Source organism: Humibacter antri (assembly GCF_054777235.1).
This window is the reverse complement of the sequence record NZ_BAAHAW010000021.1, coordinates 76,261-102,762: the sequence shown is the minus strand read 5'-3', so window position 1 is coordinate 102,762 and position 26,502 is coordinate 76,261. Positions and strand designations below refer to the sequence as shown.

Here is a 26,502-nt window from a genome sequence, read left to right as displayed (position 1 = left end):
TAGGGCCTGGGCGTGGGTCGAAGCATGCCCGGATCGGGCGTACGGGATAGCGGATAATGGGCGGGTGCCGAAAACACCCGAAGAACCGGATGCCGCGCGCCACGACGGGGCGGAACCTGCGGCGGTGAAGCCGCGCAGGATCCGCAAGGAGACCAGCCGCCCGAGCGTGTTCTGGATCATGGCAGGCGTGGTGGTTCCGATCGTCGGCTGGATCGCCCGGTTCAAGGTGCACGGGCGCGAGAACCTGCCGCTGACGGGAGCGTTCATCATCGCCCCCAACCACTACAGCGAGATCGATCCGCTCGTCGTCGGCTCCATGATCTGGCGGCGTGGACGGGCTCCACGATTCCTGACGAAGGAGAGCCTCTTCTCCGTTCCCGTGGTGGGCTGGTTCCTCAAGCGCTCGGGGCAGGTGCCGGTGAGTCGGAGCCACGGCGGCCGCGGCGCGCCGATCGCGCAGGCGCAGCACATCGTGGACGACGGCAACGTCGTCATCGTGTACCCGGAGGGCACGCTGACCCGCGACCCCGATCTGTGGCCGATGCGGGGAAAGACGGGAGCCGCAAGACTCGCCTTGGACTATGGCATCCCGGTCATTCCGGTCGCGCATTGGGGCACCCAGCAGATCATGGAGCGCTACGCGAAGAAGATCAGCGTCTTCCCGCGCAAGACCATCACGTTCTCGATCGGTGCTCCCGTCGACCTCTCCGAGTACCGCGACGGGCCACGCACGGCCACCGTGCTGTCCGCGGCGACCGACAAGATCATGCAGGCGATCACCCACGAGCTGGAAAAGCTGCGCGGCGAGAAGGCGCCGCCGACGCGCTGGGATCCGGCCGCGCACGCGCAGAGCGAGACGGGGCGCTTTGAGGGCTAAGCCGGCGCCGGCGAGGCGCGTCACGGTCCTGGGAGCAGGCAGCTGGGGAACCACCTTCGCCAAGGTGCTGGCGGATGGCGGCTCGCAGGTGACGCTGTGGGCCAGGCGACCGGAGGCGGCGCGCGAGATCCGGGAAGCCAGGCGAAACAGTCAGTACCTGCCGGGCATCAACCTGCCTCGCAACCTCACTGCGACCTCCGATCTCCAGGAGGCGCTGGCGCACGTCGATCAGCTGTTCGTCTCGGTGCCCAGCCAGACTCTGCGGGAGAACCTGGTGGCGCTCGAGCCGATGCTGCCGGCGGATGTGCCCGTGGTCAGCCTGATGAAGGGTGTCGAGAAGAGCACGGGATTGCGGATGAGCGAGGTGATCGCCGAGGTTCTGGCGATCGATCCGGAGCGCATCGCGGTGGCATCCGGCCCGAACCTGGCGCTGGAGATCGCGAAGAAGCAGCCGACCGCGGCCGTCGTGTCATCGGTCAGCATGGACACCGCGCACGGGGTCGCGCTCGCCGCCCGCAACCCGTACTTCCGCTCGTTCGTGAACACCGACGTGATCGGCACCGAGTTCGGTGGTGTGTTGAAGAACCTGATCGCGGTGGCGATCGGCATAGTCGACGGCGTCGGCTACGGCGAGAACACGAAGGCGTCCATCATCACGCGCGGCCTCGTCGAGATGACCGACTTCGCTGTCGCGCACGGCGCCGAGCGCGAAACGCTCGCCGGCCTCGCGGGACTCGGCGACCTGATCGCCACCTGCCAGTCGCCGCTGTCGCGCAACAACACCGCCGGACGACTGCTCGGCCAGGGGTATGCCTTCGCGGAGGTCGTGAAGCAGATGAATCAGACGGCGGAGGGGTTGGCATCCGTTGCGCCGATCCTCGCCCTGGCGAAGGCGAAGGGCGTGCAGATGCCGATCGTCGAACAGGTGGGACAGGTGCTGGCCGGTACGCTTGCACCGGCGGATCTGGCCCCCCATCTGACCACCGACGACACCCCGCGGGGTGAAAGGACTACGGATGACTCACAAGCGCGTCCTCGTGCTTCTTTTCGGCGGGCGTTCGAGCGAGCATTCGATCAGCTGCGCCACGGCGGGCGGGGTGCTCGGGGCGCTTGACCGCGATCGCTACGACGTCATCCCGGTGGGGATCACGCGCGACGGTGCGTTCGTGCTCGAGCGTGACGATCCGCACGTCTTCGCACTCGATCCGGATGCCCTCCCCGAGGTGCGTGACGACGGCAGCCGGGTACGTTGGCCGGAGTCGACGCGGTCACGAGAGCTGACCGTCGAGCGAGGCGGCGTCATCACCTCGCTCGGCGAGGTCGACGTGGTGCTGCCCATCCTGCACGGCCTGTGGGGCGAGGACGGTACGATCCAGGGCCTCCTCGAGCTCACCGGCATCCCGTACGCGGGTTCGGGTGTGCTCGGCAGCGCGCTCGGCATGGACAAGCACTTCACGAAGATCGTGTTGCAAGCCGCAGGCATCGCCGTCGCGCCCTGGGTGACGGTCACGCGCGACGAATGGGAACGCGCGCAGGACGTCGTCGCCGATCGGGTGCGCACGCTCGGCTCGCCGCTGTTCGTGAAGCCGGCACGCGCGGGCTCCAGCGTCGGCGTGACGAAGATCACCTCGGCTGAGGGCCTTTCGGATGCGCTCGATGTCGCGTTCGCCGAAGACGAGAAGGCCCTGATCGAGTCGGCCGTGATCGGGCGCGAGGTCGAGATCGGCGTTCTCGGCGGGCGCACGGGGGAGCAGCCACGGGCATCCGTTGCCGGTGAGATCGTGGTGTCTGGTCGCGGGTTCTACGACTTCGAGGCGAAGTACCTGGATGCGCCCGGCATCGACCTGGTGTGCCCCGCGGACCTCACGGACGCACAGCTCGCCGACATGCAGAGCCTCGCGGTGCGCGCGTTCCAGGCGATCGACTGTGCCGGACTCGCACGCGTCGACTTCTTCCTCACCGACGACGGATGGGTGATCAACGAGGTGAACACGATGCCAGGGTTCACGCCGATCTCGATGTTCCCGAAGGTATGGCAGGCATCCGGGCTCAGCTATCCGGCACTGATCGACGAGTTGATCGACCTGGCGCTCCAGCGATAGGCGTCGCCCCGACGTTCGGGTCGCCTCGCCGGTTGAGCCCATCCCCGCCGGTGGGCTCATGCCCGCCGGTTGGGCTCATCCCCGCGGGTTGAGTTCATCCCCGCCGGTTGAGCTCGTCCCCGCCGGTTGAGCTCGTCGAAACCCGGGTCGTGTGTCACGGACCGGGGTCAGCCTGTTTGGGTGGCCGTCGTCGTCGGTGTCGGTGTGGGCGTGCCACTCGGTGAGGTGACGTCGGCGGTCCCCAGACACTTCTCGTTCTTCTGCTGCGGTATCTCGCCGATCGCGTCGGCGAGGGCAGGAAGCACCGAAGCGTCGGCGACGCCGCCCTTGCCGTGCTGGATCACGATCTCGGTGGCCGGCGTTCGGCCGAAGGTGATGTAGCGAAGGGCCGAGTCGGCGGGGTCGTTCTCGAGCACCCAGTCGATCCCGTTCACGGTGATGCACGGTCTTGTCGTGGGACCGATGGGTGTGACTCCACAGCGCAGCAGCACGACCGCCGGGTCGCCCCACGCACTCGTCGCCTGCGCATCGGTCTCGCGTTGCGCCTTGCCAGCGATCGAGTCGGGCAAGTGCACGATGACGTCGGCGCAGCGTGGACTGTTGGCGTCCGCGGCGGGTTCCATCGCGACCGTCGGCGCGCACGCGGTCAGAAGCACGGTCGAGGCGCCGACGGCGAGCAGGGCGGCGAGGGAGCGCCGAAAACGAGGGGGCATCACGTCAACGATAGAGGCGATCGAGGTGAAAGACCTGGGCGCCGGCGCCCGGGTTCGAGCCGACCCGGTGAGTGAGCGGCAGTGCTCGCGATAACGTGGGATGCATGGCGGATTCCGGGTGCGGCACGCATCGTGACGGCGACCGCGCTCAGTCCGACGGTGCGGCGCCGGCGGATGCCGACACTGTGGCGTCCGTGGGCGAGATCGACACTCTGCGGCGCATCTTCCCGCGGCTTCCGCAGTCGTCCGCGACGATCGTCGGGCCCGGCGATGACGCAGCAGTGCTCGCCGCGCCCGATGGACGGTACGTCGTGACGACCGACATGATGATCGCCGGTCCTGACTTCCGCTGGGCGTGGTCGTCGCCGGCGGACATCGGTTGGAAGGCCGCCGCCACCAACCTCGCGGACGTCGCCGCAATGGGTGCCCGGCCGACGGCGCTGGTGGTGGCGATCGCCGCACCGACCGACACCCGGGTCGACGTGCTGGAATCCGTGGCCGACGGGTTCCGGGAGGCGTGCGAGTCGCTGGCACCCGGCTGCGGCGTCGTGGGAGGGGACCTTTCGGCATCCGACGCGTTCACCATCGCCGTGACCGCGTTCGGCGATCTCGAAGGGCGTCTCCCCGTACTCCGCTCCGGCGCGCGTCCGGGCAACGTGGTAGCGGTGGCCGGCACGCTCGGCCGTGCCGCGCGGGGTCTGCGCGCGCTCTTCGCTGATGCCGTCGACGCCGATGGGGTACCGGATGCCCGCCTCGCCGCCGACGTTGCCTTGCGTGTTCCCGAGGTAGCCGTGCAACGCCGGCCGCAGCCGCCGATCGCCGCGGGAGTCGCGGCCGCCGTGGCAAGGGCGACCGCGATGCTCGACGTCAGCGACGGTCTCGCGCTGGATGCGGGGCGCATCGCCGAGGCATCCGGCGTGCGGCTCGACCTTCATTCGGAAGCCCTCGGCGACGATCCTGCGTCGGCGCTTGCCGGGGGAGAGGACCACGCGCTTCTGGCATGCTTCCCCTCGGAAGCCGCGCTGCCGTCGGGGTTCCGTGCGATCGGCGTCGTGCTGGGGGCGACTGACGAGCCGCAGGCGTCGGTGAGCGTGGACGGGCATCCGTATGACGGAGCCGGGGGCTGGGACCCTTACGCCGGCTGGGACGGCGCGGCCGGCTGAGCGAACCACACCGCGGTCTCGCCGTACGACTTCGAGCGAAGTAGTTCGAGCGCGTCGGGCCAGCGCGGTTCGGGGGATCGCGCGCTGCGTTCCACGACGACGAGAGCGTCCTCGCTCAGCCGGGGGACTAGTGCGGTCAGCGCCTCGCTCAGCTCGTCGTCTGTGACGTCGTACGGCGGGTCGAGAAACACCAGGTCCATCGATCGGTCCGCGGGCTGCGCGAGGTAAGAGCGCACCGATGTCTGGCGAACCTGCGCACGAGGACGGGTGCCGGTGCGCGCTCGGTCGTTCGCCTTCAGAACGGCAGCGGTGTTCGCTCTGCAGACGTCGGCGGCCTGTCCGTTCTGCTCGACGAGCACCGCGGATGCGGCACCGCGGCTCACTGCCTCCAGCGCGAGCGCGCCCGAGCCGGCATACAGGTCGAGAACATTCATGCCGCTCACGGCATCCATCGCCTCGAGTGAGGAGAACATGGCCTCGCGCACCCGGTCGCTCGTCGGCCGGGTACCGGATCGCGGCACGGCCAGGCTCAGAGACCCGGCGAATCCGGACACGATGCGCGTCATGTCTACGAGGGTATCGATCGCCCGCGTGCCTCAGCAGGACTATCGACCGAGAACAGGCCGAACTGGCATGTTTTCGGCGGGAGAGCGCGATCCGTCATGTTGGCGAACCTCGGAGCACGCGACGGCATGCGTGTCGGCCGTCTGCTCTAGCCTGGGTTCATGGCGCCGTCGTCGACGAATCTCGTGGGTGAGACCGGCGCATCGTCGATCGGCCGCGACGGAACATCCGGTGTCATCGGTCTCGCCACTCCGCTGCGAGCCATGCTCGGCGAGCGTGAGGCCGCGCTGTTCGCGCGGGCGTTCGGACATCGAACGGTCGGCGATCTATTGGCGCACTATCCCCGCAGGTACGCGCACCGTGGCGAGCTGACGGCACTGGCCGAGTTGCCGAACGATGAGGACGTCACCATCGTCGCCGAGGTGAAGCATTGCTCCTCGCGGCCCATGCGGCAGCGGCACGGGTCGATCGTGGAGGCGGTGATCTCCGACGGGACCGGAACCCTGTCGCTGACGTTCTTCAACCAGAAATGGCGGGAGAACGAGCTGGTTCCCGGTCGTCGTGGCATCTTCGCCGGCAAAGTGAACCGGTACAAGGGAGTGCCGCAGCTCACGCATCCGGAGTACGAGCTGTTCGACGCAGACACGAGCGATTCCGATGCCGAGAGCTGGCAAGTCCGGCCGATCCCGATCTATCCGGCCACGTCGACACTGGCGAGCTGGAAGATCGCCAAGGTCATCCGCGAGGAGGTTCTGCCGAGGCTCGGCCAGGTCGAAGACCCCGTGCCGGATGCGATCGTGCTTCAGCGCAAGCTGGCCCGCTTCGAGAAGGCGTTGTCGGGCATCCACACCCCCGCCGATGACGCGGACTGGCGGCGAGCCAGGGACGCGCTGCGATATCAAGAGGCTTTCGTGCTGCAGGCCGCCTTGCTGCGGGAGCGCGAGCGACTGCGCGAAACGGCCGCAACCGCGCGCATGCCTGTATCCGACGGATACGCGGCCCGCTTCGAGAAGGCGCTCCCGTTCGAGCTCACCGATGACCAGCACGTTGTGGGCGACCAGATCGCGCATGACCTCGCTCAGCCGGTTCCGATGAACCGGCTCGTGCAGGGCGAGGTGGGAAGCGGCAAGACGGTGGTCGCACTCCGCGCCATGCTTCAGATCGCAGACAACGGCGGCCAGTCGGCGTTCCTCGCCCCGACCGAGGTGCTCGCATCGCAGCACCTGCGCTCGATCGCTGCCGCGCTCGGTCCGGATCTGTCCGCAGAGCTCATGCCCACCCTGATCACGGGCAGGCTCACCGCCGCCGAACGCAAGAAGGCCCTGCTCCGGGCAGTGAGCGGACAGGCGCAGATCGTGGTCGGCACGCACGCCCTGCTGAGTGAGAACGTGTCGTTCTTCGATCTCGGACTCGTCGTGGTCGACGAACAGCACCGCTTCGGCGTCGAACAGCGAGACATACTGCGGGCGAAGGCATCCACCCCGCCGCACCAGCTGGTGCTCACCGCCACGCCCATCCCGCGCACCGTGGCGATGACCGTGTTCGGCGATCTCGACGTGTCGACCATCGCGCAGTTGCCGGCCGGTCGGCAGCGCATCGAGAGTTTCGTCGTGCCGCTGGCCGAGCATCCGCGCTGGGAGCAGCGCATCTGGGAACGAGCGTCCGAGGAGATCGCCGCAGGGCATCAGGTGTTCGTCGTCTGCCCCGCGATCAGCGCCAAGGAGGTCGAAGACGACGAACTCGCAGAGCCGAACGAGACGGATGCCGACCGCGCGGTCGCCCCCGTCGCCTCCGTCGAGCAGACCATCGCAGCGATCCAGGCCGACCCGCTGCTGTCCAGCGCTCGGGCCGCGGCACTGCACGGGCGGATGACGGCCGACGACAAAGACGCCGTGATGCGCTCGTTTGCGGCCGGCGCGCTCGACCTGATCGTGGCCACGACCGTGATCGAAGTGGGCGTCGACGTGCCGAACGCTTCCGCGATGATCGTGCTCGACGCCGACCGGTTCGGCGTCTCGCAGTTGCACCAGCTGCGCGGCCGCGTCGGCCGCGGCAGTGTGCCAGGCCTCTGCCTGTTCGTCACGACCGCCGAGGCCGGGACACTCGCCCGAGAACGCGTCGACACCGTTGCGGCCACGCTCGACGGGTTCGCACTCGCCGAGGCCGACCTCGACCTCCGCAGGGAGGGTGATGTGCTCGGCAGCAACCAGTCGGGCGGCAGGTCGTCGCTTCGACTGCTGCGGGTCGCCCGCGACGGCGCCGTCATCGAGAAGGCCAGAGCGGATGCCGCAGCCTTGCTCGAGAGCGACCCCGAGCTGTTCGCGCACCCGGTTCTGGCATCGGCGATCGCTGAGCGGCTGACGGAGCGGTCCCGAGACTTCCTGGCGCGCGCGTGACGGGCACGCCGAGCATCCGCTGAATGATAACGATCGGGTAAACCCCGGCCGCTATTCTGAAACCCTATGAGCACTGGAGCCCTATGAGCAGGATCGCCGTTGTCCCTGGTTCGTTCGACCCGGTCACATTGGGTCACTTGGATGTGATCGCCCGTTCGGCGCGCCTGTTCGATGAGATCCATGTGCTGGTGGTTCACAACCCCGACAAGAGTGCGATGCTGCCGATCGCTCAGCGGGTGTCTCTGCTGGAGCGATCCATCGCCGACGAGCGATTGCCCGGCAACATCATCGTGGCGGCGTGGAGCGTCGGGCTGCTCGTCGACTACTGCACCGATGTCGGAGCGAACGCACTGGTCAAAGGCATCCGCTCCCAGGTCGACGTCGCGTACGAGACACCGATGGCGATCGTGAACCGCGACCTGGCCGGTGTCGAGACGGTCTTCATGCTGCCCAGCCCTGCGAACGCTCACGTGTCGAGTTCGCTGGTGCGTCAGGTCGCCGCGCTGGGCGGCGACGTGAGCCCGTACGTGCCGCGTGCGGTATACGACTATCTGCAGGAAATATGAACACGCTTCCGACCAAACAGCCCACGGATGCCTCGGCCGAGGCATCCGACACGGAACCGCGCATCACACCCGACGAACTGCGCGAAGAGGCCGAGCAGATCGCGGCCAACGTCGAGGCGGTGATCGACGGCAAGCATGATGCGGTTCGGGTCGCGCTGACCGTGTTGCTGGCCGACGGGCACCTGCTGATCGAAGACGTGCCAGGGGTGGGCAAGACGATGCTGGCTAAGGCGCTGGCGAAGTCGGTGGACTGCAGCGTGAGCCGCATTCAGTTCACGCCCGACCTGCTTCCATCGGATGTCACCGGCGTCTCGGTGTACAACCAGCCGGAACGACGGTTCGAGTTCAAGCCCGGCGCGGTGTTCGCCAACATCGTCATCGGCGACGAGATCAATCGCGCCAGCCCGAAGACGCAGTCCGCGCTGCTGGAGTGCATGGAGGAGCGGCACGTCACGGTAGACGGGTCGACGTATCCGCTGCCCGAACCGTTCATCGTGATCGCCACTCAGAACCCGGTCGAGATGGAGGGCACGTACGAACTCCCCGAGGCCCAGCGTGACCGCTTCATGGCACGCATCGCGATGGGTTATCCGGACGAACAGGCCGAGATCGAGATGCTGACCGGCCGGGACACGTCAAGCCCGCTCGCCCGCATCGGTGCCGTCGTCACCAGTGACCGGCTGCGCGAGATGATGGCGCTGGCCAGGCGGGTCTTCGCGTCGGACGCCCTCAAGCAGTATGCGGTCGCCATCGCTCACGGCACTCGCGACGACGCCGACCTGAGGCTCGGAGCGAGCCCGCGGGCAACGCTTCAGCTGGTGCGCGCTGCCAAGGCGCGTGCCGCGCTGGAGGGTCGTGACTTCGTGCTGCCTGACGACGTCGACGCGCTGGCCGTGCCCGTGCTGGCGCACCGCTTGCTGCCCACCAGCCGTGCAATGGGCCAGCATCACGAGCGTGCTGCCGTGCTCGCCGACGTCGTCTCCCGTATCGTCGCAGCCACCCCCGTGCCCACGGGGCAACCGAAGTAGCCTGTGCCGCATGAGGGCCACACGTGCCCGGTCAGCAGCGCAGCGGCCGAGACCGACCTGGCGAGGCGTCGGGCTGACGCTGGCGGGTGCCCTCTCGATGGTGGGTGCAGCCTGGTTCGGCAGGGTGGACCTGCTCGTGCTCGGCCTGGTGCTGCTCCTTCTCCCGCTCGCCGCCGCGATCGCCGTGACCGTCGATCGGCCGTGGATCAGTGTCGCCCGACAGTTCGAGTCCGATGTCGTCACGGCGGTCGAGCCCGCGCAGGTCTCGGTCACGGTGCGCAATGAGGCGAGCCGCCGCGCGCCCAGCCTGAGGTGGCGGGATGCGTGCCCTGCCGGACTCATGGCATCCTCCCTCGCGCCGCTTCCACCGCTCGGTGAGCACGCCGTGGCTAGCCGCGATCATTCCGACTCCGCGACGGTTCGGTACACGATGGGCACGACGCGGCGAGGCGTGTTCTCGGTCGGGCCGCTGCTGCTGGAGCGCACGGATCCGTTCGCACTCGTGCGCTGCGTGTATGCGGTGGGCTCGGGCAAGCCGCTGATCGTCGTTCCGCACGTGGACGACCTGGGAGGGGGCGAGTTCGATCTCTCCCGCAGCGAGGGGTACGAGCACGAACTGGTGAAGCACAGCATCCCGAACGCGGACGAGCTGATCGCGCGCGAGTACCGCCCGGGCGACCCGATGCGACGCGTGCACTGGCGAGCGACCGCAAGGCACGACAAGCTCATGGTGCGGCAGGAGGAACCGCGCAGCAATCCGGAGACGTGGATGCTGGTGGACACCGACGGGGGCGCCCGCCTCGAGCATCGGCATCTGCACGGCGACGCGGGGAACGACCGGTTCGAGACGGCGATCGACCTCGCGGCATCGCTGGGCGCTCACCTGATCGACCAGGGCTATGTGCTGGGAGTGGCCGAATCCGCACCGCTGCAGCTGCAGGGCAGGGCCGGCACCGGTCGCGCGGGACTGGCCGGCCTTGCCGTGTCGGCGTACGACCCGCCGGGCGGCGCGCATTCGCTTCTGGTCGGCCTGGCCGCTGCCCAACAGTGCGGGCGCGACAACGCCGATCCGGCCGGAGTCCTCGGCTCCGCGCTTCGCCGCAACCCGCAGGCCGTGCCGGTGTTCGTGATCGTCGTCGACGGTGACCACGACGAACTGGCAGCCGTGGCATCGCTGCGAGGGCTGTGCGATCCGGCCGTGGTGTTCTTCGTCGGTGAACGCGCAGAGCTGCGCGAACATTATGAGCGGCGCGGCTGGACCTGCGTCGACGTGAAGGCGGGGGAGTCGCCGAGCGACGTGTGGAAGCGGGCGGGCATCCGCTCGGCGGTCGTGCACCATGGCTGACACGGTGCGCGGTGCCGCGCCCGGTGGCGCGGCACGCAGCAGGCTGCCCGGCGTGTCGGGTCCGCCTGCGCCGCGTGCCCGCTTCGAGAACGCCGTCTCGCGGTTGTCGCCCCGCCAGGCCGACACGCGGCGCAGCGGGGCGCTGCTCGCCCTCATGACCGCACTTGCGGTCGCACTCGTCGGACTCGTCTCGGGCGCCGAATGGTGGTGGGAACTGCTGCTCACCTTCATCGTGGTTCTCGGCGTGTCTGCTGCGTGCCGTGCGCTCGCTCTCCCACGCGCGCTGGCCCCCGTGCTCTCACTCGTGGCGCTCGTTCTGCTCATCACCGCGTTGTTCGCCCCGCAGACGGCGCTGCTCGGGTTCGTGCCTACTCCTGCCACGGCCGTCGGATTCGGCGACCTCGTCTCCCGTGCGAGGGTGTCGTTCTACGACCAGGGGGTTCCGGCCGATCCGCTCCCGGAGTTCTTGTTCCTCATGGTCGCCGTCGGCGGTGTCATCGCGTGGACGTCCGATCTCGTGGCGATCGTGCTCCGCCGGCCCGCCCTCGTCGGCGTGGTGGTCGCTTCGGCGCTCATCGCGCCCGCCGCGTTGCTGGACGGTGGAATCTCGCCGATGGCGCTCATCCTGTGTCTGATCGCCTATCTCGTGCTGCTCCGGGTCGACGTGCGGGCACGCCGGGGCACCGGAGCCGAGATCGCCGCATCGCTTTCCATCGCCGCTGGTGCGATCGTGGTCGCGCTGGTGATCGGCACGACGGCGCCCGGCTTCCAGCAGATCGGCAGACAGGCGATCCCGGCGGCGGGCGTACTGTTCGGCCAAGGCGTGAGCCCGCTGATCGATCTCGGAGCCGACCTCAGACGGCCGGTGCCCGTGACGGTGATCGACTACTCGACCACGGCATCCTCGCCCGGCTATCTCCAGATGACGACGCTGGATGCGTTCTCCGGCGAGGTGTGGCGGCACACCAAGTCGCCCTCCACATTCTTCAGCTCGTCCACCTCGATCGGCACGGTTCCCGGCCTGAACAAGCACGTGAAGACCAGCAAGGTCGTCACCGACGTGCAGGTGCACAACATGACCAGCCAGTGGCTGCCGGCGCCGTACCCGGCATCGAAGATCGAGGGGCTGAACGGCAGCTGGGCGTGGGAGCGCAACGACCTGACGATCTCAGGTCTCACGGCCACGACGGTCGACCAGCAGTACACCGTGGTCTCCAAAGCGATCCAGCCGACGGCCCAGCAGCTGAGAGACGCGGGAACGCGTTATCCGAACTCGGTGCAGGAGGATCTGACCGTTCCCCGCAACGCGCCTGGGGTGATCCGGGCGACCGCGCTGTCGGTCACCGCCGGCGCGACCTCCCCGTACGACATGGCCGTGGCGTTGCAGTCGTACTTCCACGACGGCGCCTTCCGCTACTCCCTGGATGCGCCTAAGAACGGTGGCTACGACGGCGACACGCCCGGCACGATCGCGACGTTCCTCAAGCAGAAGGCCGGCTATTGCGTGCACTTCGCGGCGGCCATGGTGTTCATGGCGCGCGAACTCGGCATCCCGGCCAGGATCGCGGTCGGCTACCTGCCCGGTGTCATCACCGGCACGTCGGGGTCGACCACCCAGTACCAGGTCACCTCCGACGATCTGCACGCCTGGCCGGAGCTCTACTTCCCGGGCATCGGCTGGGTGCCATTCGAACCTACGGTCGGCCGTGGAACCGTTCCGGACTACAACACGAGTGGGGCGGCCGCGCCCGTTCCGACGGATACGTCGAGCGCCGGCGCGGCCGGCGGCACCCAGCGCAGACTGGCCACCGATCAACCGGTAGCAGGCGGCGGTGCGGTGGACACGGCCACCGCCGCGTTCTCCTCCAGCAGCAGCGTCGCCGCCGTCGGCCTGCTCATCCTCGCGATGGTGCTGACACCCGCCGTGCTGAGGCGACGGATGCGTGCGAAACGGTTCGCGACGGTGCGCCAGGGCGGCGGGAGGGCATACATGGCCTGGGCAGAGCTACGCGCGTCGACGCTGGATCTCGGCCTGGCCGCGCCGCCGACCGAAACCCCCCGCGCATTCGCGGAGCGATTACGCCGAACGTGGGCCGATTCGTCGGAGACCGGGCCGGATGCCGTCAGACAGGATGCGGCGTCACTCGCCCTTGTCGGACTCGTGGAGGCGATCGAGCGGGAGAGGTACGGTCCGCCAGACGGGCGGTGGGCGGACCCGGTGCTCGTCGACGACGTCGTCACGGTGGTGTCGGCTCTGGCCGCGACGGCCGGACTGGCCAGACGGTTGCGCGCGACCCTCCTTCCGGTGTCGCTGCTCGAGGGTCGGCTGCGCGCGCCGGCGACGGCCCGCGCCAGCAATGGTTGAGCCGGGCCCCGCCGGTTGAGCCCCCTCCAGTCCGAGGGTGGAGCCCCCTCCAGTCCGCGGGTTGAGCCCCTCCAGCCCGCTGGTGGAGCCCCCCCTCCATCCCGTTGGTTGAGCTTGTCGAAACCGTCCGGTCGGCCCTCCTCCCTTCGACGATCTCCCGACAAGCCGAGCCCGACAGACACCGCGCAGGATGGCGTCGGGTACGACGGGTAGGATCGTCGTTCGTGTCTCCCGCCGTCCGCAATCCCTACTCCCTCGGTGTTCGCGACCTGATGCACAGGCCGGGCGAGATGCGCGAGGAGTCGCTGACAGTCGAAGTGCCCGAGAAGCTGGGCGAAGGCCTGCTGAGTGTGGCCGCCGGCGCGCCTCTCGAACTCGACCTTCGTCTCGAGTCCGTTCACGAGGGCATCCTCATCTCCGGGGAGGCCTCAGCGGTCGCCACGGGCGTCTGCGGACGCTGCCTGACCGACATCTCGGAGCCTGTCCAAGTCGACTTCCAGGAGCTTTTCGCGTATTCTTCTGGGGAAGCTTTCGACGCCGAGGTTCACGACGACCACGTGGATCTTGAACCTCCTGTCAGGGATGCGGTGGTGTTGTCACTGCCGTTCCAGCCGGTGTGCCGACCGGATTGCCCCGGTCTCGACCCAGAGACCGGCGAGCGGTTGGCCGATCTGCCGGATCGCGAACCCAGTGAATTCATCGACCAGAGATGGGCTGCGCTCGCGGACTTCCCCGCTTCCGATGACGCCGCCGGCCGGAGCGGTTCGCCTGAAAAGGCCGGCTCCCCAGACAGAGAAGAGTAGAGACATGGCTGTTCCCAAGCGGAAGAAGTCGCGCGCCAACACCCACGCACGCCGCTCGCAGTGGAAGGCGGAGGTCCCCAACCTCGTCAAGACCGTCGAGAACGGCAAGGTGACCTACAGCCTTCCGCATCACGCGAAGGTCGTCGAGGACTCGGCCGGTACCCCGCTGTTCCTGGAGTACAAGGGCCGCAAGGTCGCCGACGTCTAGTAATGCGGCGCATGCCCAGCGTGCGCAGACTCAGGCGCGCATCGCCAATGATGCGCGCCTGAGTCGTGCTGCGGGCGCGTCGACAGATGAGCTTCAGGGGCGCCTCGGGGTCAGGATCGACCCGGACCTGCTGACGCTTGCGCTCACGCACCGTTCATATGCGTACGAACACGGCGGCATCCCGAACAACGAGCGCCTCGAGTTCCTCGGCGACTCGATTCTCGGTCAGGCCGTGACGGTCAAGCTGTACCGCGAGCATCCGCGCCTCGATGAAGGCGGGCTGGCCAAGCGCCGTGCGTCACTGGTGAGCAGCGTCGCACTCGCGGAGGTCGCCCGGGGGATCGGACTCGGCGAGTTCATTCTGCTCGGCCGCGGCGAGGCATCCAGCGGCGGTGCCGACAAGTCGTCGATCCTCGCCGACACGGTGGAGGCGATCATCGGGGCCGTCTACCTGGATGCCGGTGGCGATGTCGCCACGGCGCTCGTGCTGCGCTTAGTCGAACCGCTGTTGCACGACCCGGACCGGTTCGGCGCAGCGATGGATCCGAAGACCAGCCTGCAAGAACTGGCATCGCGTCATTCTGCGCCGCCGCCGCAATACGTGGTGACCGACACCGGACCCGATCACAACAAGACCTTCCATGCCAGGGTGACGGTCGAGGGAGTGGTCACCGCGACCGGCGAGGGCACCAGCAAGAAGAACGCCGAGATGGCCGCGGCCCTTCAGGCGTGGTCGCTGGCCACGTCCGGCGCGGGGGCCGGCGGTACGGCCGACGACAGCAGTGCCAGAGCTTCCCGAGGTTGAGGTGGTGCGGGCCGGTCTCGAACCGGCCGTCACCGATGCCGTGATCGCTTCAGTCGAGGTGCTCGACGAACGCGCCATCACGCGCCACGATCGCAGGCGGGGTGACCTCGCCGATCTGCTGACGGGGCGACGGATGCTGGGAGCCGCCCGCCGTGGAAAGTTCCTGTGGCTGCCGCTCGGGCGCAGAACGGCGTCGGATGTCCAGGACACGGATGTCCAGGACACGGATGTCCAGAACCCGGATGTCCCGGACTCAGAACTCCAGGACGCGGATGTCCAGGACACTGGGGTCCACGACACGGAGGTCGACGTATCCGGGCAGCGGGCTGAGGCATTCGGGTCACAGGAAGCGTTGCTGCTTCATCTGGCCATGAGCGGCCAGGTGCTGCTTCGGGAGGCTGGGGCACCGCTGGAGCGCCACGCACGGGTGCGGCTGATGGTGGAACATCCTGTGCGCGGTGAGCTGGCGGTGCACTTCGTCGACCAGCGCACGTTCGGCTCGCTCGCTGTGGACCGCATGCTTCCGACTCCGGACGGCGCCGCAGGCGGATTCGGCGTCGTGCAGGCACGGGTGCCGAGCCAGGTGGCGCACATCGCGCGGGACCCGCTCGATCCCGCCTTCGACGACGGACGGTTTCTGGCTGCACTGGCCTTGCGGCGCACCGCCGTCAAGCGCGCGATCCTCGATCAGACGCTGGTCAGCGGGGTGGGCAACATCTACGCCGACGAGGCGCTCTGGGCTGCGCGGGTCCACTTCGACCAGCCGACGGCGACTCTGTCGACGCGCAAGGCGCGCGAAGTGCTCGCCGAGGTGCGTGCGGTCCTGCACAAGGCGCTCGCCGAGGGCGGCACCAGCTTCGACGCGCAGTACGTGAACGTGAACGGCGCGTCCGGGTACTTCGCGCACAGCCTCAACGCTTACGGCCGCAGCGGGCAGCCGTGCCCGCGATGCGGGACCGCGATCGCGCGGGCGTCGTTCATGAACCGGTCGTCGCACTATTGTCCGCGCTGCCAGCGCCTGCGCTGACGGGTGCCCGCTCCTCACGACAGCGACTCACGGCACGAGCACGATGCGCTCGCCGTGCGTCTCTCCGCGCTCGATCGCGGCGTGCGCTGCTGCGGCGTCGTTCAGTGAAGCCTTACGGATGCGTGGCGTCGGCAGTGCTCCGGCGGCCACGGCTCGTGTGATCGCCTCCGCCGCGCGGGCGAGCTCATCGACTGCGGCGTTGCTGATCGCGAAGCCGATCACCGAACGGTCGTGCGTGTACAGCCGGCCGAACTCGAGCAGATCGCGCCGGGTGACGCCGGCGATGAGTACGATGCGGCCGCGCTCGGCCAGTGAATCCATCGCCTGCGCGAGCTTCAGCGTGCCTGAGGTGTCCAGCCAGACATCCGCCCCGGCTGGCCGGCTCTCGGAGTCGACGGCGCCCAGAGCCGCCGCGATCTCGGCGTCTGCGCGCCCGCTGCGGTAGTCGACGGCCGTCGCTCCGCTTGCGGCCAGGCGTTCCAGGTCGCGCGCACCCGCCGTGGTGACCACGTCGCAGTCCATCCCGCGCGCGAACGCCACCGCGCACGAGCCCACGTTGCCGCCTCCTCCGCCGACGAAGACGGTTCCACCCGCCGCGAGGCGTGCGTGTTCTACGAGGGCGAGCCACGCGGTCGCGGCCGGATGCGCAGTCGCGATGAACTCGATCGGGTCCACGTCGCTCGGCAGTCGGTAGAGCCGATCGACCGGCACCGACACGAACTCGGCGGCAGCGCCCTGCCGGCCGCCGTGGCCGAGGCTGTTGCACCAGACGAGGTCGCCGACGCGGAACGCCGATACGCCGGCGCCCAGCGCTTCGACGACTCCCACCGCATCGCGCCCCACGATGAACGGGAACGTCATCGGTGTGCGGTATGCACCGCTTCGCACGAACGTGTCGACGGGATTCACCGTGGTGGCGCCCACCCGCACGAGCACCTCGTGTGGCGCGGGATGCGGCACGGGAAGCGTCTCCAGCCGAATCGAGTCGGCCGGCCCGAGTTCGTGGATGACGGCGGCACGCATGGCGCCTGATCCATCGGTTTCAGCACCCATCCGACCAACGTATGCCGCATCGCCTTACGAGGTGTCGCCAGAGCCCACCGCGCCCTGCACGTCCGCTCCCGGCAGCTCCAGACGGAACGACGCGCCCCACGGGGTGCCTGCCGTGTCGACGGCGGTCAATGTGCCGCCGAGGCGAGCGGTGAGCCGCTGCGCGATCGAGAGGCCGAGTCCCGTCCCCACCGCCCGTGTCTGCCGGTACTTGCCGTGCAATGCCCCGCGCACGAAGGCTGCGTCACGGTCTTCGGCCGTGAGCCCGGCGCCGCTGTCGCTGACGGTGACGGCGACGCGAGAGCGGCCGCCTTCCCCCGGCAGTGCGCGCGCATCCACTTCGACGACACCGCCCGACGGTGTTGCCCGCAACGCGTTCTCGAGAAGGCCGTCGACGATCTGCCGCAGGCGGTGGGCATCCGTGTTCGCCATCACGCCGTGAGGCGCATCGATGCGCAACTCGACGTTGCCCGAAGACGCGACGGCACGCCAGGCCGCAGCGGCCTCCGCCAGAACCCCGGCGGTGTCGACCGGTGTCAGCTCGGCGGCGAAGTCATGCGCTTCGAGTCGCGCGAGTTCGAGGAGGTCGGCGACGAAACGATCGAGGCGACGGGTCTCGGTGAGCATGGTGGAACCCACATCGCGGGCGTCCTCCGCGCCCACGACGCCGTCCGCCAGCGCCTCCGCGTACCCGCGCAAGGCGGTCAGCGGCGTTCGAAGGTCGTGTGAGATGGACAGCAGGAACTCGCGCTGGCGCGCTTCGCTCACCGTCAGCGCATCGTCGAGCTCGTCGAGTGCGCTCACCACGTCCGACACCTCCGTCGTGGCAGTATGCGGCAATTCGACGTTGCGATCGCCCCGCGCGAGTCTTCGAGCCGCCGACGCCGTTCTCGACAGCGGGCGCGAGACGACCCGTGCGAGAAGGATGCCCGCTCCGATCGCCACCGCGAGCCCGATCGCCAGAGCGATGAGCAGCTGTTCGGCCACCCTGGACACCGCGGCATCCACCGAGGTGAGCGACCGGGCGACCACGACGGTTCCGCCGTCGAGTGTCTGCCGCGCCTCGACGATGAAACGCCGGCCGCCGAGTTGCACGGTCGTCGAGAGCGTGGAGCCCTGCTCGAGCCTTTGCCGCACCTTCGGCCGCAGCACGACGCCGATCGATCCGGCGACAGTGCCGTCCGCGTTGATGAGCGCGACCTTCGGCTCCCCGGATGCCGTCGTCTGCTCGGCGACGTGCTGCTCCAACTGCTCCCGCGGCAGCGCCGCCAGCTGGACGGCGAGCGTCGATGCCTCCGACCGGGCATCGCCGAGCGACGCCGCTCGCACAAGGCCCAGCGACACGGCGCCGGCGACGACCGCGGTCACCAGGGCGACGGTGACCGTCGTGAAGACGATGCGTCCGGCGAGAGTGCGGGGGAGGATGCGCATTCAGCCGGCCGATCGCGGATCGCGGCCTCGGGCATCCGATTCCGGCGCCGAGGCGATCGCGTCGATGGCGTAGCCGACGCCGCGTACCGTGCGGATGCCCGAACCGGGCCCGAGTTTCGAGCGCAACTGGGCGATGTGCACGTCGACCGTCCTACCGGAGGCATAGTCGGCGTGACCCCATACCGACGAGAGCAGCTGCTCGCGGGTGAACACGCGGCCGGGGGAACGCGCCAGATAGGACACAAGGTCGAACTCGGTGGCCGTGAGCGTCAGCTGGACACCGTCGAACGTCGCCGAACGTGTGTCCTGATCGAGGACGAGAGTGCCGAGGCGCACGTCGTGGCGGCCGGGCGCGCCATGAGTGCGGCGCAGCACGACCTTGAGTCGTGTCACCAGCTCCCGCGGTGAGAACGGTTTGGTGAGGTAGTCGTCGCCGCCGAGTTCCAGTGCGACGAGTCGCTCGATCTCGTCGTCGCGCGCCGTCACGAAGATGATCGGGGTCCAGTCGTCGTCGGACCGCAGGCGCCTGCAGAGTTCGATGCCGTCCACTCCGGGCAGCCCGACGTCGAGCACGATGGCCACCGGACGTCGGGACCGGATGACCGTCAGCGCGGCATCGCCGTCGCCCACCACCTCCACGCCGAACCCGGCACGCGTGAGGTAAAGCCGTTCGAGATCGGCGATTGCGCGCTCGTCTTCGACCACGACGACGAGTCCGGAGGGCGCATCCATTGCTCCATTCAAGCCGGTGCACGATGCCCGCGCCCCGGCATGCTGCGCCTCTCAGACAACCCTTACATTCCCCGAACACACGCCCGACGCCTGCCGCACACGGGTTTGCGACTCTCGATGGGTCGTACCGCGCGAGCACGGCTCGCCAGGCATAGCGATGCTGCGCATCGACACGAGACCAGACCGAAGGGAACCACCATGAAGGAACCGAGCAGCGACATCCCGAACCGGGACGACTCGAACCGCGACATCGCAGACGGGCTCCGCCGGAGGATCGTCAAGGAACGCCTGGTGCTTGCGGCGGTCGGTGTGACGGCGGCGGCGGCCGTGGTCGGCGGCCTCGCCGCGGCGTCGGTGCCGGCATCGTCGCCGCAGACGATCGCGATGCGCACAGTTGCGGCCATCTCGCCCATCGTTCCGGCCGCGGGCACGTCCGGTTCGAATGCGAAGGGTCACCTGTGCGGTCCTGTGCTGCTCGTGGTGAAGCGCGACTACGACCGGCTGCCCGACGCGCTGCGCAAGGACGTGGCATCCGCTCGCCATCAGTCTTCGAAGGCCGCCGAGCACACGGCGCTGGCGAACGTGCTGAAGAAGGCGCAGTCCGGCGGCTACGGCACCGACATCGAGTCGGTCGCGAAAGACAAGAAGACGCTCGCGGGCTTCAAGGCGGCGTGGGATCGACTGCCGTCCTCGCTGCGCAGCGACCTGAAGAAGGCGAAGGCGGCGAGCGGCGACACGCGCACCTCCGACCTGAAAGCCGTCGTGTCGAAGGCGGAGTCCGGCGGCTACGGCGACCGCGTGAAGGCTGCCGTCGACAAGGTGAAGACCCGGCTCGACAAGTGCGTGGCGCGCGTGCAGGCCTCCGGATCCACGAACAAGCAGACGGCGCCATCCACGGGCACGCCCGCACCGAGCGTGCCCGCGCCGACTCCCACGTCGGGCGCCTGAGGGTCAGTCCAGGTGCTTCTGCCAGGTACCGTTCAGCGCCATCGACTCGTAGCCCAGCGCATCGTTGATCGCGCGCATCGGGCCGTTCTCCGCGGCATTCCAGGTGAGGATGCGCTCCACCCCCGGAGCCACCTGCGAAAGCGCCCGCAGGTTGGCGAGTTTCACCGCTAGGCCGAGCCGGTGCCCGCGGTGGGCGGCCACCACGAGAGTGTCCCACTGCTCGACCTTCTTCGAGCCCTGGGCCACGAGCAGAATCGTGTACGCGACGATCTCGCCGGTGGCCTCCTGCACGGCCGCCGCTACGAGCGTCGGCTCGCCTGCGTCGATCCAGCGCTGCTCCTCATCGCGCACCCGCTGGGCGTCCCAGTGCTCCGAGTCGAGCACGATGCCCTCGTGCGGCACGTCGAGCACCATCCGGGCACGGGCCGCGGCGTAGCCGTCGACGAACTCGTCAGGGCAGTGCGACCACCAGGTGACCACGCGGTACCCGACCCCGTGCCCGTCCGCTTCCCCCTGCAGCCGTTCGCGCAGACCGTCGGGAAGCGGCAGGTTCTGCCGACCGACCAGTTCCACCTGGCCGAGCCGGTACCCCGACTGAAGGGCGAAACGCGTCGCCTCGTCCATCGGCAGTCCAGTGGGACCGGCTTCCGGAGCCACTGTGCGCGCATCCGGAGGGATGTCCACCAGCACATGCTCGGTGAATGTCGAGATGTCGACGCGCCCGGCTTCGGCGACCAGCTCCTCGCCTCGGCGCAGCAGCGCCGCGCCGATGCCGTGCCGTCGTGCGGCGGGGATGACGTGCACCTCGATCTCCGCGGTCGTCGCGTCCTCCTCGAGCGGAACGGTCACCAGCATCCGTCCCGTCGGAACGCCGTCGAGTCGGGCGAGATAGAGCAGCCGCAGGCGGAAGGGACTGTCTCGGTACCAAGCGAGCTGGTCCGATGGGTCGTAGACGAAATCGTCGCTCCGCCACAGGTGAAGGGCGCAGTCGTTTCCGACGTCCACGAAACCGGCGAAGTCGGCGCTGTCGTCTGCATCCATGCTCTCTGGCACCGTCACACGGCCGATCGTCACCAGCACGGCCGCCTCCTGCGAACGTGAACCGGGTGGCCACTCGTCGGTCATGGTGCGAGTGTGTCACGGGACCGATCGCCCGACCAGCCTTCGTCGATGCCGGGCAGGGCGCCGAGCGTCCGGTACCGTAGAGACGGCTTCGCGGCACGTCGGCGCACACGGGGGCGTGCCGTGCATCAGAAGGGGGCGCCGGTTGCATCTGAAGAGCTTGACGCTCAAGGGCTTCAAGTCCTTCGCTCAGCCGACGACCTTCGCGTTCGAACCCGGTGTCACGTGCATCGTCGGACCGAATGGTTCCGGCAAGTCGAACGTCGTCGACGCGCTCGCCTGGGTCATGGGGGAGCAGGGCGTCAAGACCCTCCGAGGCGGAAAGATGGAAGACGTCATCTTCGCCGGAACGTCGACCAGGGGACCGCTGGGCCGCGCCGAGGTGACGCTCACGATCGACAATGCCGACGGCGCGCTGCCGATCGAGTACTCCGAGGTGACGATCAGCCGCACGCTGTTCCGCAACGGCGGCAGCGAGTACGCCATCAACGGCAAGCAGTGCCGTCTGCTCGACGTGCAGGAGCTGCTCAGCGACTCCGGACTCGGTCGCGAGATGCATGTCATCGTCGGTCAGGGCCAGCTGGATGCCGTGCTGCACGCGAGCCCCGATGACCGACGCGGCTTCATCGAGGAGGCCGCCGGCATCCTGAAGCACCGCAGGCGCAAGGAGAAGACCCTGCGCAAGCTCGAGGCCATGCAGACCAACCTCACGCGACTCAGCGACCTCGCGGGGGAGCTCCGCCGGCAGCTGAAACCGCTCGGAGCGCAGGCCGAGGTGGCCAGGGAGGCGCAGACCATCGCGGCGGTCGTGCGTGACGCGCGTGCGCGACTGCTGGCCGACGAGGTGGTCGGCCTGCGTGCCGCGCTCGACGATTACTCGCGCGACGAATCGCGGCGGCACAGCGAGCGCATAGTGCTGCAGGAGCAACTCGAGCAGAAGCAACTGCGTATCGCACGGATCGAGCAGGAGCAGGTGGGCGATGCGGTCGATGCGGCTCGCCGCACGGCGTTCGCCCTGGAGTCGGCGCAGGAGCGCCTGCGTTCCCTGTACACGCTGGCGAACCAGCGACTGGCGCTGCTGGGTTCGCAGGCTGACCTTTCCGAGTCGGCGCGAACCGTCACCCCCGACATGATCGGGGTGTCGAAGGCGGAGGCAGCGCTGCTGCGCGACGGCGTTGGCGAAGCGGATGCCGCCGTGTCGGCCGCGCAGTCCGCGACCCGTGCCGCTCGGTCCCGCCTCGACGCGCTCGACGAGCAGATCGCCGCGCAGAGCGCACTCGTCTCGCAGCACGACCTGGAGCTCACCAAGCTCGCAGGACAGGCGGATGCCGCGGCCGGGCGCCTCGCGACGCTCCGCGGCGAGGTGCTGCGTCAGCGCAATCAACTCGAGGCGGCTGATCAACGCAGGGCCTCCGCAGAGGAGGCGCTGGCCGATAGCGAGGGGGACTCGCCGCTCGGGCCAGATGCCCAGGGCGAGCTCGCAGAAGCGTACGAGGTGGCGCAGGCCGCCGTGTTCGAGGCCGAGGCCGAGATCGAACGGCTGCGCGACGAGCTGCGCACGCTGGAGCGCGAACGCGATGCGTTGTCCGGGCAGGTGGGCGCGCTCGGTCGTGCACTCGAAGCGCGGGACGGATCGGCCGCGCTCATCGCCGCAGGACGAAAGGGCGTCGATGGCCGCCTCGCCGACGCGATCAAGGTGGAGCCGGGCTTCGAAGCGGCCATCGCGGCAGCGCTGGGGTCGCTGGCCGACGCGGTGCTCGTGGCCGACCGGGATGCCGCCGTGGGGGCGGCGCGATTCGCCGCTGACCAAGATCTCGGCTCGATCGAGTTGGTCGTCGGGTCTCGCGTCACCGGAAGCACGCCCGGAGCCGATCCCGGCGTTGAAACGCCTGCCGGCCTGCCGGAGGGCGTGCCGCGCGCCGAAGACTTGATGCTGGCCGGAACGGACAGCATCCGTGCGCTGCTGCGGCGCACCGTTGTAGTCGCCGACCTGGACGAGGCGCACAGGCTCTGGCCCGCGGTGGCTGACAGCAACACGGTGCTCGTGACGCGCGCCGGCGAGGTGCTTTCCGCCCACACGCTCAAGGGCGGGTCGGGCAAGGGAGCCGGCCGCATCGAACTGCTGGCCGAGCGTGACGCCGCGGCGGCGCGTCTGGATGAGCTGGAGTCGGCCATCGCGACGGCGAAGGCCGAGCATGACGGCCGGCGGGAGGCGCTGCAGGCGGCGAAGCAGGCATCTGCTGCGGCTCTGACGCAGTTGCGCGCGTACGACGCTCAGCTCGCGGAGCAGACCGAGAAGTCCAGCCGGCTGACCGCGCAACTGGAGGGGGCGAACGCGGAGGCCGGACGCATCGAGCGGGGGATCGCCGAGTCCGAGGCGAAGGTCGCCGAGGCGGAGCAGATAGCGGCGACCGCCAAGCGCGCCCGCGAGACGCACGCGTCGAAGCCGCGGCCGATCCTCGACGTCGGCGAGCGGGACGCCGTCTCGGCCGAGCTCGACACCTGCCGCGAGGCCGAGGTTCAGGCGCGGATGGCTGGGGAGACCGCGCGGGAGAGGGTGCGTGCCGAGGAGACGCGCACCGCGTCGCTCGTGAAACGACTTGAGGCCGAACGTGCGGCGGCGGCGGAGGCTGCGCGGCGCGAGGTCGTTCGCAGACACCAGCTCGATGCCGCCGAGCGTGTCATCGCTGTGCTGCCGCGAGTGCTCGACTCCGTCGACCGATCCGTCAGCGGCGCTCGCACCGCTCTGGCGGCAGCCGAGGCTGCCAGGGCTGGACAGAACGAGGAACTGATGGCGTTGCGTCGCGACGACGCGGCGCTGCGCGACCGCTTGCAGGCCGTGAGCGAGAGCGTGCACGGACTCGAATTGCAGATCTACGAGAAGAAGCTGCATCTGTCGTCGCTGCTGGAACGTGCGGGCAGCGAACTCGGACTGGTCGAGGATGTGCTGGTGGCCGAGTACGGACCGGCGGTGTCCATTCCGGCCGAGTCGGAGGGTCGAGAGGAGCGAGCGTTCGTTCGCGCCGAGCAGGAGAAGCGGCTGCAGGATGCCGAGCGCAAGCTGGGGAGGCTGGGCCGGGTGAATCCTCTCGCGCTGGAGGAGTTCGCAGCCCTTGAGCAGCGGCACAAGTTCCTCACCGAACAGCTCACCGACCTCGCGAACACGCGCAAGGATCTTCTCACGATCATCGCCGACATCGACGAGCGCATGCAGGGGATCTTCTCTGACGCGTTCGAGGACACCCGCCGTTCATTCGCCGAGGTATTCCCGGTGTTGTTCCCCGGCGGCAGCGGAAGCATTCGCCTGACAGAGCCGGACGACCTCCTGACCACGGGAATCGAGGTCACGGTGCGACCGGCCGGGAAGAAGATCGAACGGCTTTCGCTGCTCTCCGGCGGCGAGCGATCGCTGGCGGCGGTGGCGTTCCTGTTGGCGATCTTCAAGGCCCGCCCCAGCCCGTTCTACATCATGGACGAGGTGGAGGCCGCACTCGACGACGCCAACCTCGGGCGGCTGCTCACGACGTTCGAGGACCTTCGAGCGGACAGCCAGCTGATCGTCATCACGCACCAGAAGCGCACGATGGAGATCGCGGATGCCCTCTACGGCGTCTCGATGCGCCAGGACGGCGTCTCGGCGGTCGTCGGCCAGCGGGTCGCCGAGCGGGAGGCCGGAGCCGAGGTCGCCGTGGAGGAGCGCCGGTCGGCCTGACCCGTCCTGCCCCCGAGACAGTCACGTATGCGCTTCCCACCCGAGAGCAGGCTGTAGCTGCCTGTCCCACGCGATCTGCCTGTTCTCACGACGGGAGTTCCTGCGCGGCACGGATGAGTCCGCTCGGGTCACGCTCGGCCTTCAAAGCGCGCAGCCTCGCGATCGACGCCGCGTCGTACGCGTCGGCGAGGTTCGCACGGTGGTCCATCAGCGTCGCAACGTTGCCGGTGGCGGGTGTCGTCGCCACGGCGGATGCCAGCGGTGCGAATGCCGCGCCCGCTTCGTCGAGACCACGGTCGCTGGAAGCGAACACGCTGGCTCCGATGTATGCGGGAGCTGCGACACGGGCTGCGATCGAGCGGGAGGGGTCCCCGCCGACGAGCGCACCGCCGAACGGACGAACCTCCAGCCGGCTCAGCCCGTGTGCGGAGGCTGCGTGGAACGACTGCACCAGTTCCGCTGCCGATTCGGCATCGTATCCACTGGTGGCACTGCTCCAGTCCTCGAACGCCATCGGGTCGGTCGGCTCGGCGGCGACGGCGGCCAGCTCCTCGATTCCGAAGGTGCGGATGGTGTCGGCCACCGGTGCGCCGATCGAACGAAGCGCCTCGATTCTGGAGGCCCCCGACGCGGCACCTCCGACGTGCAGCGCACTGACCGACGCGAGCGTCTTGCCGCGGAGCGGCTCCGGCAGGTGCGGTGCGGCCGGAAAGTTCATCATGCCGAACGACAGTCCGATCTCAGGCTCCGTGCCGGCCACTTCGAAGACCGCGGCGAGCAGGTCGGTGGCGCGCTCCGCAGGGAACAGCATCGATCCGCCGTACAGCTCGCCGCCCTCGAAGAGGGAGAACTCGACGGCGGTGACCACTCCGAAGAGGCCGCCGGCACCACGCAGCGCCCACAGCAACTCGGGATCGCTGTCGTCGGTGATGCGCTGGGCCTCGCCCGAAGCATCCACGAGTTCCACAGCGGTGATCGCCGGGGCCTGCAGCCCGTAGACACGTCCGAACATGGAGTGGCCGCCGCCCAATGAGTATCCGACCGTGTTCACCTCCGGATTGCTGCCGGCGAGGGCGACGAGCCCGGTCCCTTGCAGACACTGGAGCACGCGGCCCCAGTTGACGCCGGCGCCGACGCGTGCGGTGCGGTGCTTCACGTCGATCGAGACCTCGTCGAAGGCGCGCGGGCGCACCAGCACGATGCCGGACAGGTCACGCGCAGCGGCGTGCCCGTTCGGCTGAGTGAGCACACCGAGACCTGATGCGGCGGCGGCACGCACTATGCGCTGCACGTCGCCCACGTCGGCAGGCATGGCGACCGCTGCCGGCCGCTGGTCGACGGCGAGGTTCCAGGCGAGCCTGGCCTGCTGGTAGCCGTCGTCGTCGGGGAGGAAAAGGCTGCCGGTGAGGCTGGAGCGGAGGTCGTCGATGGAGGAAGTCTGCTGCATGGACAACACGCTAGGCACAGCCACCGACGTCGGCAGTCGCGTGTGAACCGTGAGACCGGATCGCATCGCGGCTCACGCCGCTCAGATGCCCGGTCAGG

General features: G+C 69.0%; 22 protein-coding genes. 15 read left to right on the top strand and 7 right to left on the bottom strand.

The window, feature by feature from the left end:
- Positions 1-64 precede the first annotated feature (64 nt).
- The 3 genes from ACYVDK_RS09645 to ACYVDK_RS09635 are packed head-to-tail and all read left to right on the top strand — an operon-like array spanning position 65 to position 2,979.
- The gene (locus ACYVDK_RS09645; RefSeq protein ID WP_460521094.1) at positions 65-877 is read left to right on the top strand and encodes a lysophospholipid acyltransferase family protein; all 813 of its coding nucleotides are present in this window, start codon (positions 65-67) and stop codon (positions 875-877) included.
- Positions 867-1,991 (top strand): NAD(P)H-dependent glycerol-3-phosphate dehydrogenase, encoded by a 1,125-nt coding sequence (locus ACYVDK_RS09640; RefSeq protein WP_460521092.1) that lies wholly within the window; start codon positions 867-869, stop codon positions 1,989-1,991. Before ACYVDK_RS09645 ends, ACYVDK_RS09640 begins: the two co-directional genes overlap by 11 nt.
- On the top strand, positions 1,894-2,979 hold the full coding sequence (locus ACYVDK_RS09635) for a D-alanine--D-alanine ligase family protein (RefSeq protein ID WP_460521090.1): 1,086 nt from the start codon (positions 1,894-1,896) through the stop codon (positions 2,977-2,979). Before ACYVDK_RS09640 ends, ACYVDK_RS09635 begins: the two co-directional genes overlap by 98 nt.
- A 167-nt stretch (positions 2,980-3,146) precedes the next feature.
- Here the strand turns inward: ACYVDK_RS09635 and ACYVDK_RS09630 are convergent, their stop codons facing one another.
- Positions 3,147-3,692, bottom strand: coding sequence for a DUF3515 family protein (locus ACYVDK_RS09630; protein WP_460521088.1), 546 nt, complete (start codon positions 3,690-3,692; stop codon positions 3,147-3,149).
- 104 nt (positions 3,693-3,796) lie between these two features.
- Here ACYVDK_RS09630 and thiL point away from each other — a divergent pair, with 104 nt between their 5' ends.
- Positions 3,797-4,855, top strand: a complete 1,059-nt coding sequence (gene thiL, locus ACYVDK_RS09625) for a thiamine-phosphate kinase (protein ID WP_460521086.1) — start codon at positions 3,797-3,799, stop codon at positions 4,853-4,855.
- Here the strand turns inward: thiL and rsmD are convergent.
- Positions 4,825-5,421 carry an RsmD family RNA methyltransferase gene (gene rsmD, locus ACYVDK_RS09620; RefSeq protein ID WP_460521084.1) on the bottom strand — a complete coding sequence of 199 codons (597 nt, stop codon included), beginning with the start codon at positions 5,419-5,421 and terminating at the stop codon, positions 4,825-4,827. The two genes, thiL and rsmD, sit on opposite strands and share 31 nt — an antisense overlap.
- A 261-nt stretch (positions 5,422-5,682) precedes the next feature.
- Here rsmD and ACYVDK_RS09615 point away from each other — a divergent pair, with 261 nt between their 5' ends.
- From ACYVDK_RS09615 to mutM, 9 genes are all read left to right on the top strand, one after another.
- A complete protein-coding gene (locus ACYVDK_RS09615; protein ID WP_460521425.1) occupies positions 5,683-7,815 on the top strand; it encodes an ATP-dependent DNA helicase RecG in 2,133 nt (710 codons plus the stop codon).
- 83 nt (positions 7,816-7,898) lie between these two features.
- A complete protein-coding gene (gene coaD / locus ACYVDK_RS09610; RefSeq protein ID WP_460521082.1) occupies positions 7,899-8,381 on the top strand; it encodes a pantetheine-phosphate adenylyltransferase in 483 nt (160 codons plus the stop codon).
- The gene (locus ACYVDK_RS09605) at positions 8,378-9,409 is read left to right on the top strand and encodes an AAA family ATPase (RefSeq protein WP_460521080.1); all 1,032 of its coding nucleotides are present in this window, start codon (positions 8,378-8,380) and stop codon (positions 9,407-9,409) included. The genes coaD and ACYVDK_RS09605 overlap by 4 nt, the downstream gene beginning before the upstream one ends.
- A gap of 10 nt (positions 9,410-9,419) precedes the next feature.
- A complete protein-coding gene (locus ACYVDK_RS09600; protein ID WP_460521078.1) occupies positions 9,420-10,754 on the top strand; it encodes a DUF58 domain-containing protein in 1,335 nt (444 codons plus the stop codon).
- Positions 10,747-13,119, top strand: a complete 2,373-nt coding sequence (locus ACYVDK_RS09595; protein ID WP_460521076.1) for a transglutaminase TgpA family protein — start codon at positions 10,747-10,749, stop codon at positions 13,117-13,119. The genes ACYVDK_RS09600 and ACYVDK_RS09595 overlap by 8 nt, the downstream gene beginning before the upstream one ends.
- Before the next feature lie 290 nt (positions 13,120-13,409).
- Positions 13,410-13,922 (top strand): YceD family protein, encoded by a 513-nt coding sequence (locus ACYVDK_RS09590; protein WP_460521074.1) that lies wholly within the window; start codon positions 13,410-13,412, stop codon positions 13,920-13,922.
- Positions 13,923-13,926: 4 nt separating this feature from the next.
- Positions 13,927-14,130 (top strand): 50S ribosomal protein L32, encoded by a 204-nt coding sequence (rpmF, locus tag ACYVDK_RS09585; RefSeq protein ID WP_146318687.1) that lies wholly within the window; start codon positions 13,927-13,929, stop codon positions 14,128-14,130.
- Positions 14,131-14,188: 58 nt separating this feature from the next.
- Positions 14,189-14,935, top strand: coding sequence for a ribonuclease III (gene rnc / locus ACYVDK_RS09580; RefSeq protein WP_460521423.1), 747 nt, complete (start codon positions 14,189-14,191; stop codon positions 14,933-14,935).
- Positions 14,913-15,962 carry a bifunctional DNA-formamidopyrimidine glycosylase/DNA-(apurinic or apyrimidinic site) lyase gene (gene mutM / locus ACYVDK_RS09575; protein WP_460521072.1) on the top strand — a complete coding sequence of 350 codons (1,050 nt, stop codon included), beginning with the start codon at positions 14,913-14,915 and terminating at the stop codon, positions 15,960-15,962. Before rnc ends, mutM begins: the two co-directional genes overlap by 23 nt.
- Positions 15,963-15,989: 27 nt before the next feature.
- On the opposite strand, the gene ACYVDK_RS09570 is transcribed toward mutM, so the two are convergent.
- From ACYVDK_RS09570 to ACYVDK_RS09560, 3 genes are read right to left on the bottom strand one after another with little or no spacing between them, the layout of a single operon-like run.
- Complete coding sequence (locus ACYVDK_RS09570) at positions 15,990-17,015, bottom strand: NADPH:quinone reductase (protein WP_460521070.1); 1,026 nt, start codon at positions 17,013-17,015, stop codon at positions 15,990-15,992.
- Between the two features lie 24 nt (positions 17,016-17,039).
- The gene (locus ACYVDK_RS09565) at positions 17,040-18,443 is read right to left on the bottom strand and encodes a sensor histidine kinase (protein WP_460521068.1); all 1,404 of its coding nucleotides are present in this window, start codon (positions 18,441-18,443) and stop codon (positions 17,040-17,042) included.
- Positions 18,444-19,175: a response regulator transcription factor gene (locus ACYVDK_RS09560; protein WP_460521066.1), complete on the bottom strand. Its 732-nt coding sequence runs from the start codon at positions 19,173-19,175 to the stop codon at positions 18,444-18,446.
- A 198-nt stretch (positions 19,176-19,373) separates the two neighbouring features.
- Between ACYVDK_RS09560 and ACYVDK_RS09555 the strand changes: the two genes are divergently transcribed.
- Complete coding sequence (locus ACYVDK_RS09555) at positions 19,374-20,123, top strand: hypothetical protein (RefSeq protein ID WP_460521064.1); 750 nt, start codon at positions 19,374-19,376, stop codon at positions 20,121-20,123.
- A 3-nt stretch (positions 20,124-20,126) separates the two neighbouring features.
- Here ACYVDK_RS09555 and ACYVDK_RS09550 read toward each other — a convergent pair whose 3' ends face one another.
- Entirely contained in the window at positions 20,127-21,248 is a 1,122-nt protein-coding gene (locus ACYVDK_RS09550; RefSeq protein ID WP_460521062.1) for a GNAT family N-acetyltransferase, read from the bottom strand.
- A 142-nt stretch (positions 21,249-21,390) separates the two neighbouring features.
- Here ACYVDK_RS09550 and smc point away from each other — a divergent pair, with 142 nt between their 5' ends.
- Positions 21,391-24,957 (top strand): coiled-coil domain-containing protein, encoded by a 3,567-nt coding sequence (gene smc / locus ACYVDK_RS09545; protein WP_460521060.1) that lies wholly within the window; start codon positions 21,391-21,393, stop codon positions 24,955-24,957.
- Between the two features lie 85 nt (positions 24,958-25,042).
- On the opposite strand, the gene ACYVDK_RS09540 is transcribed toward smc, so the two are convergent.
- Positions 25,043-26,404 carry an FAD-binding oxidoreductase gene (locus tag ACYVDK_RS09540; RefSeq protein WP_460521058.1) on the bottom strand — a complete coding sequence of 454 codons (1,362 nt, stop codon included), beginning with the start codon at positions 26,402-26,404 and terminating at the stop codon, positions 25,043-25,045.
- Between the last annotated feature and the right edge of the window lie 98 nt (positions 26,405-26,502).

Bases quoted from the DNA above. Each gene is read 5' to 3' on its own strand.
- ACYVDK_RS09635 (WP_460521090.1), top strand. From the start codon at position 1,894: ATGACTCACAAGCGCGTCCTCGTGCTTCTTTTCGGCGGGCGTTCGAGC.
- ACYVDK_RS09630 (WP_460521088.1), bottom strand. From the start codon at position 3,692: ATGCCCCCTCGTTTTCGGCGCTCCCTCGCCGCCCTGCTCGCCGTCGGC.
- thiL (WP_460521086.1), top strand. From the start codon at position 3,797: ATGGCGGATTCCGGGTGCGGCACGCATCGTGACGGCGACCGCGCTCAG.
- rsmD (WP_460521084.1), bottom strand. From the start codon at position 5,421: ATGACGCGCATCGTGTCCGGATTCGCCGGGTCTCTGAGCCTGGCCGTG.
- ACYVDK_RS09615 (WP_460521425.1), top strand. From the start codon at position 5,683: ATGCTCGGCGAGCGTGAGGCCGCGCTGTTCGCGCGGGCGTTCGGACAT.
- coaD (WP_460521082.1), top strand. From the start codon at position 7,899: ATGAGCAGGATCGCCGTTGTCCCTGGTTCGTTCGACCCGGTCACATTG.
- ACYVDK_RS09605 (WP_460521080.1), top strand. From the start codon at position 8,378: ATGAACACGCTTCCGACCAAACAGCCCACGGATGCCTCGGCCGAGGCA.
- ACYVDK_RS09600 (WP_460521078.1), top strand. From the start codon at position 9,420: ATGAGGGCCACACGTGCCCGGTCAGCAGCGCAGCGGCCGAGACCGACC.
- ACYVDK_RS09595 (WP_460521076.1), top strand. From the start codon at position 10,747: ATGGCTGACACGGTGCGCGGTGCCGCGCCCGGTGGCGCGGCACGCAGC.
- ACYVDK_RS09590 (WP_460521074.1), top strand. From the start codon at position 13,410: ATGCGCGAGGAGTCGCTGACAGTCGAAGTGCCCGAGAAGCTGGGCGAA.
- rpmF (WP_146318687.1), top strand. From the start codon at position 13,927: ATGGCTGTTCCCAAGCGGAAGAAGTCGCGCGCCAACACCCACGCACGC.
- ACYVDK_RS09570 (WP_460521070.1), bottom strand. From the start codon at position 17,015: ATGGGTGCTGAAACCGATGGATCAGGCGCCATGCGTGCCGCCGTCATC.
- ACYVDK_RS09565 (WP_460521068.1), bottom strand. From the start codon at position 18,443: ATGCGCATCCTCCCCCGCACTCTCGCCGGACGCATCGTCTTCACGACG.
- ACYVDK_RS09560 (WP_460521066.1), bottom strand. From the start codon at position 19,175: ATGGATGCGCCCTCCGGACTCGTCGTCGTGGTCGAAGACGAGCGCGCA.
- ACYVDK_RS09555 (WP_460521064.1), top strand. From the start codon at position 19,374: ATGAAGGAACCGAGCAGCGACATCCCGAACCGGGACGACTCGAACCGC.
- ACYVDK_RS09550 (WP_460521062.1), bottom strand. From the start codon at position 21,248: ATGACCGACGAGTGGCCACCCGGTTCACGTTCGCAGGAGGCGGCCGTG.
- ACYVDK_RS09540 (WP_460521058.1), bottom strand. From the start codon at position 26,404: ATGCAGCAGACTTCCTCCATCGACGACCTCCGCTCCAGCCTCACCGGC.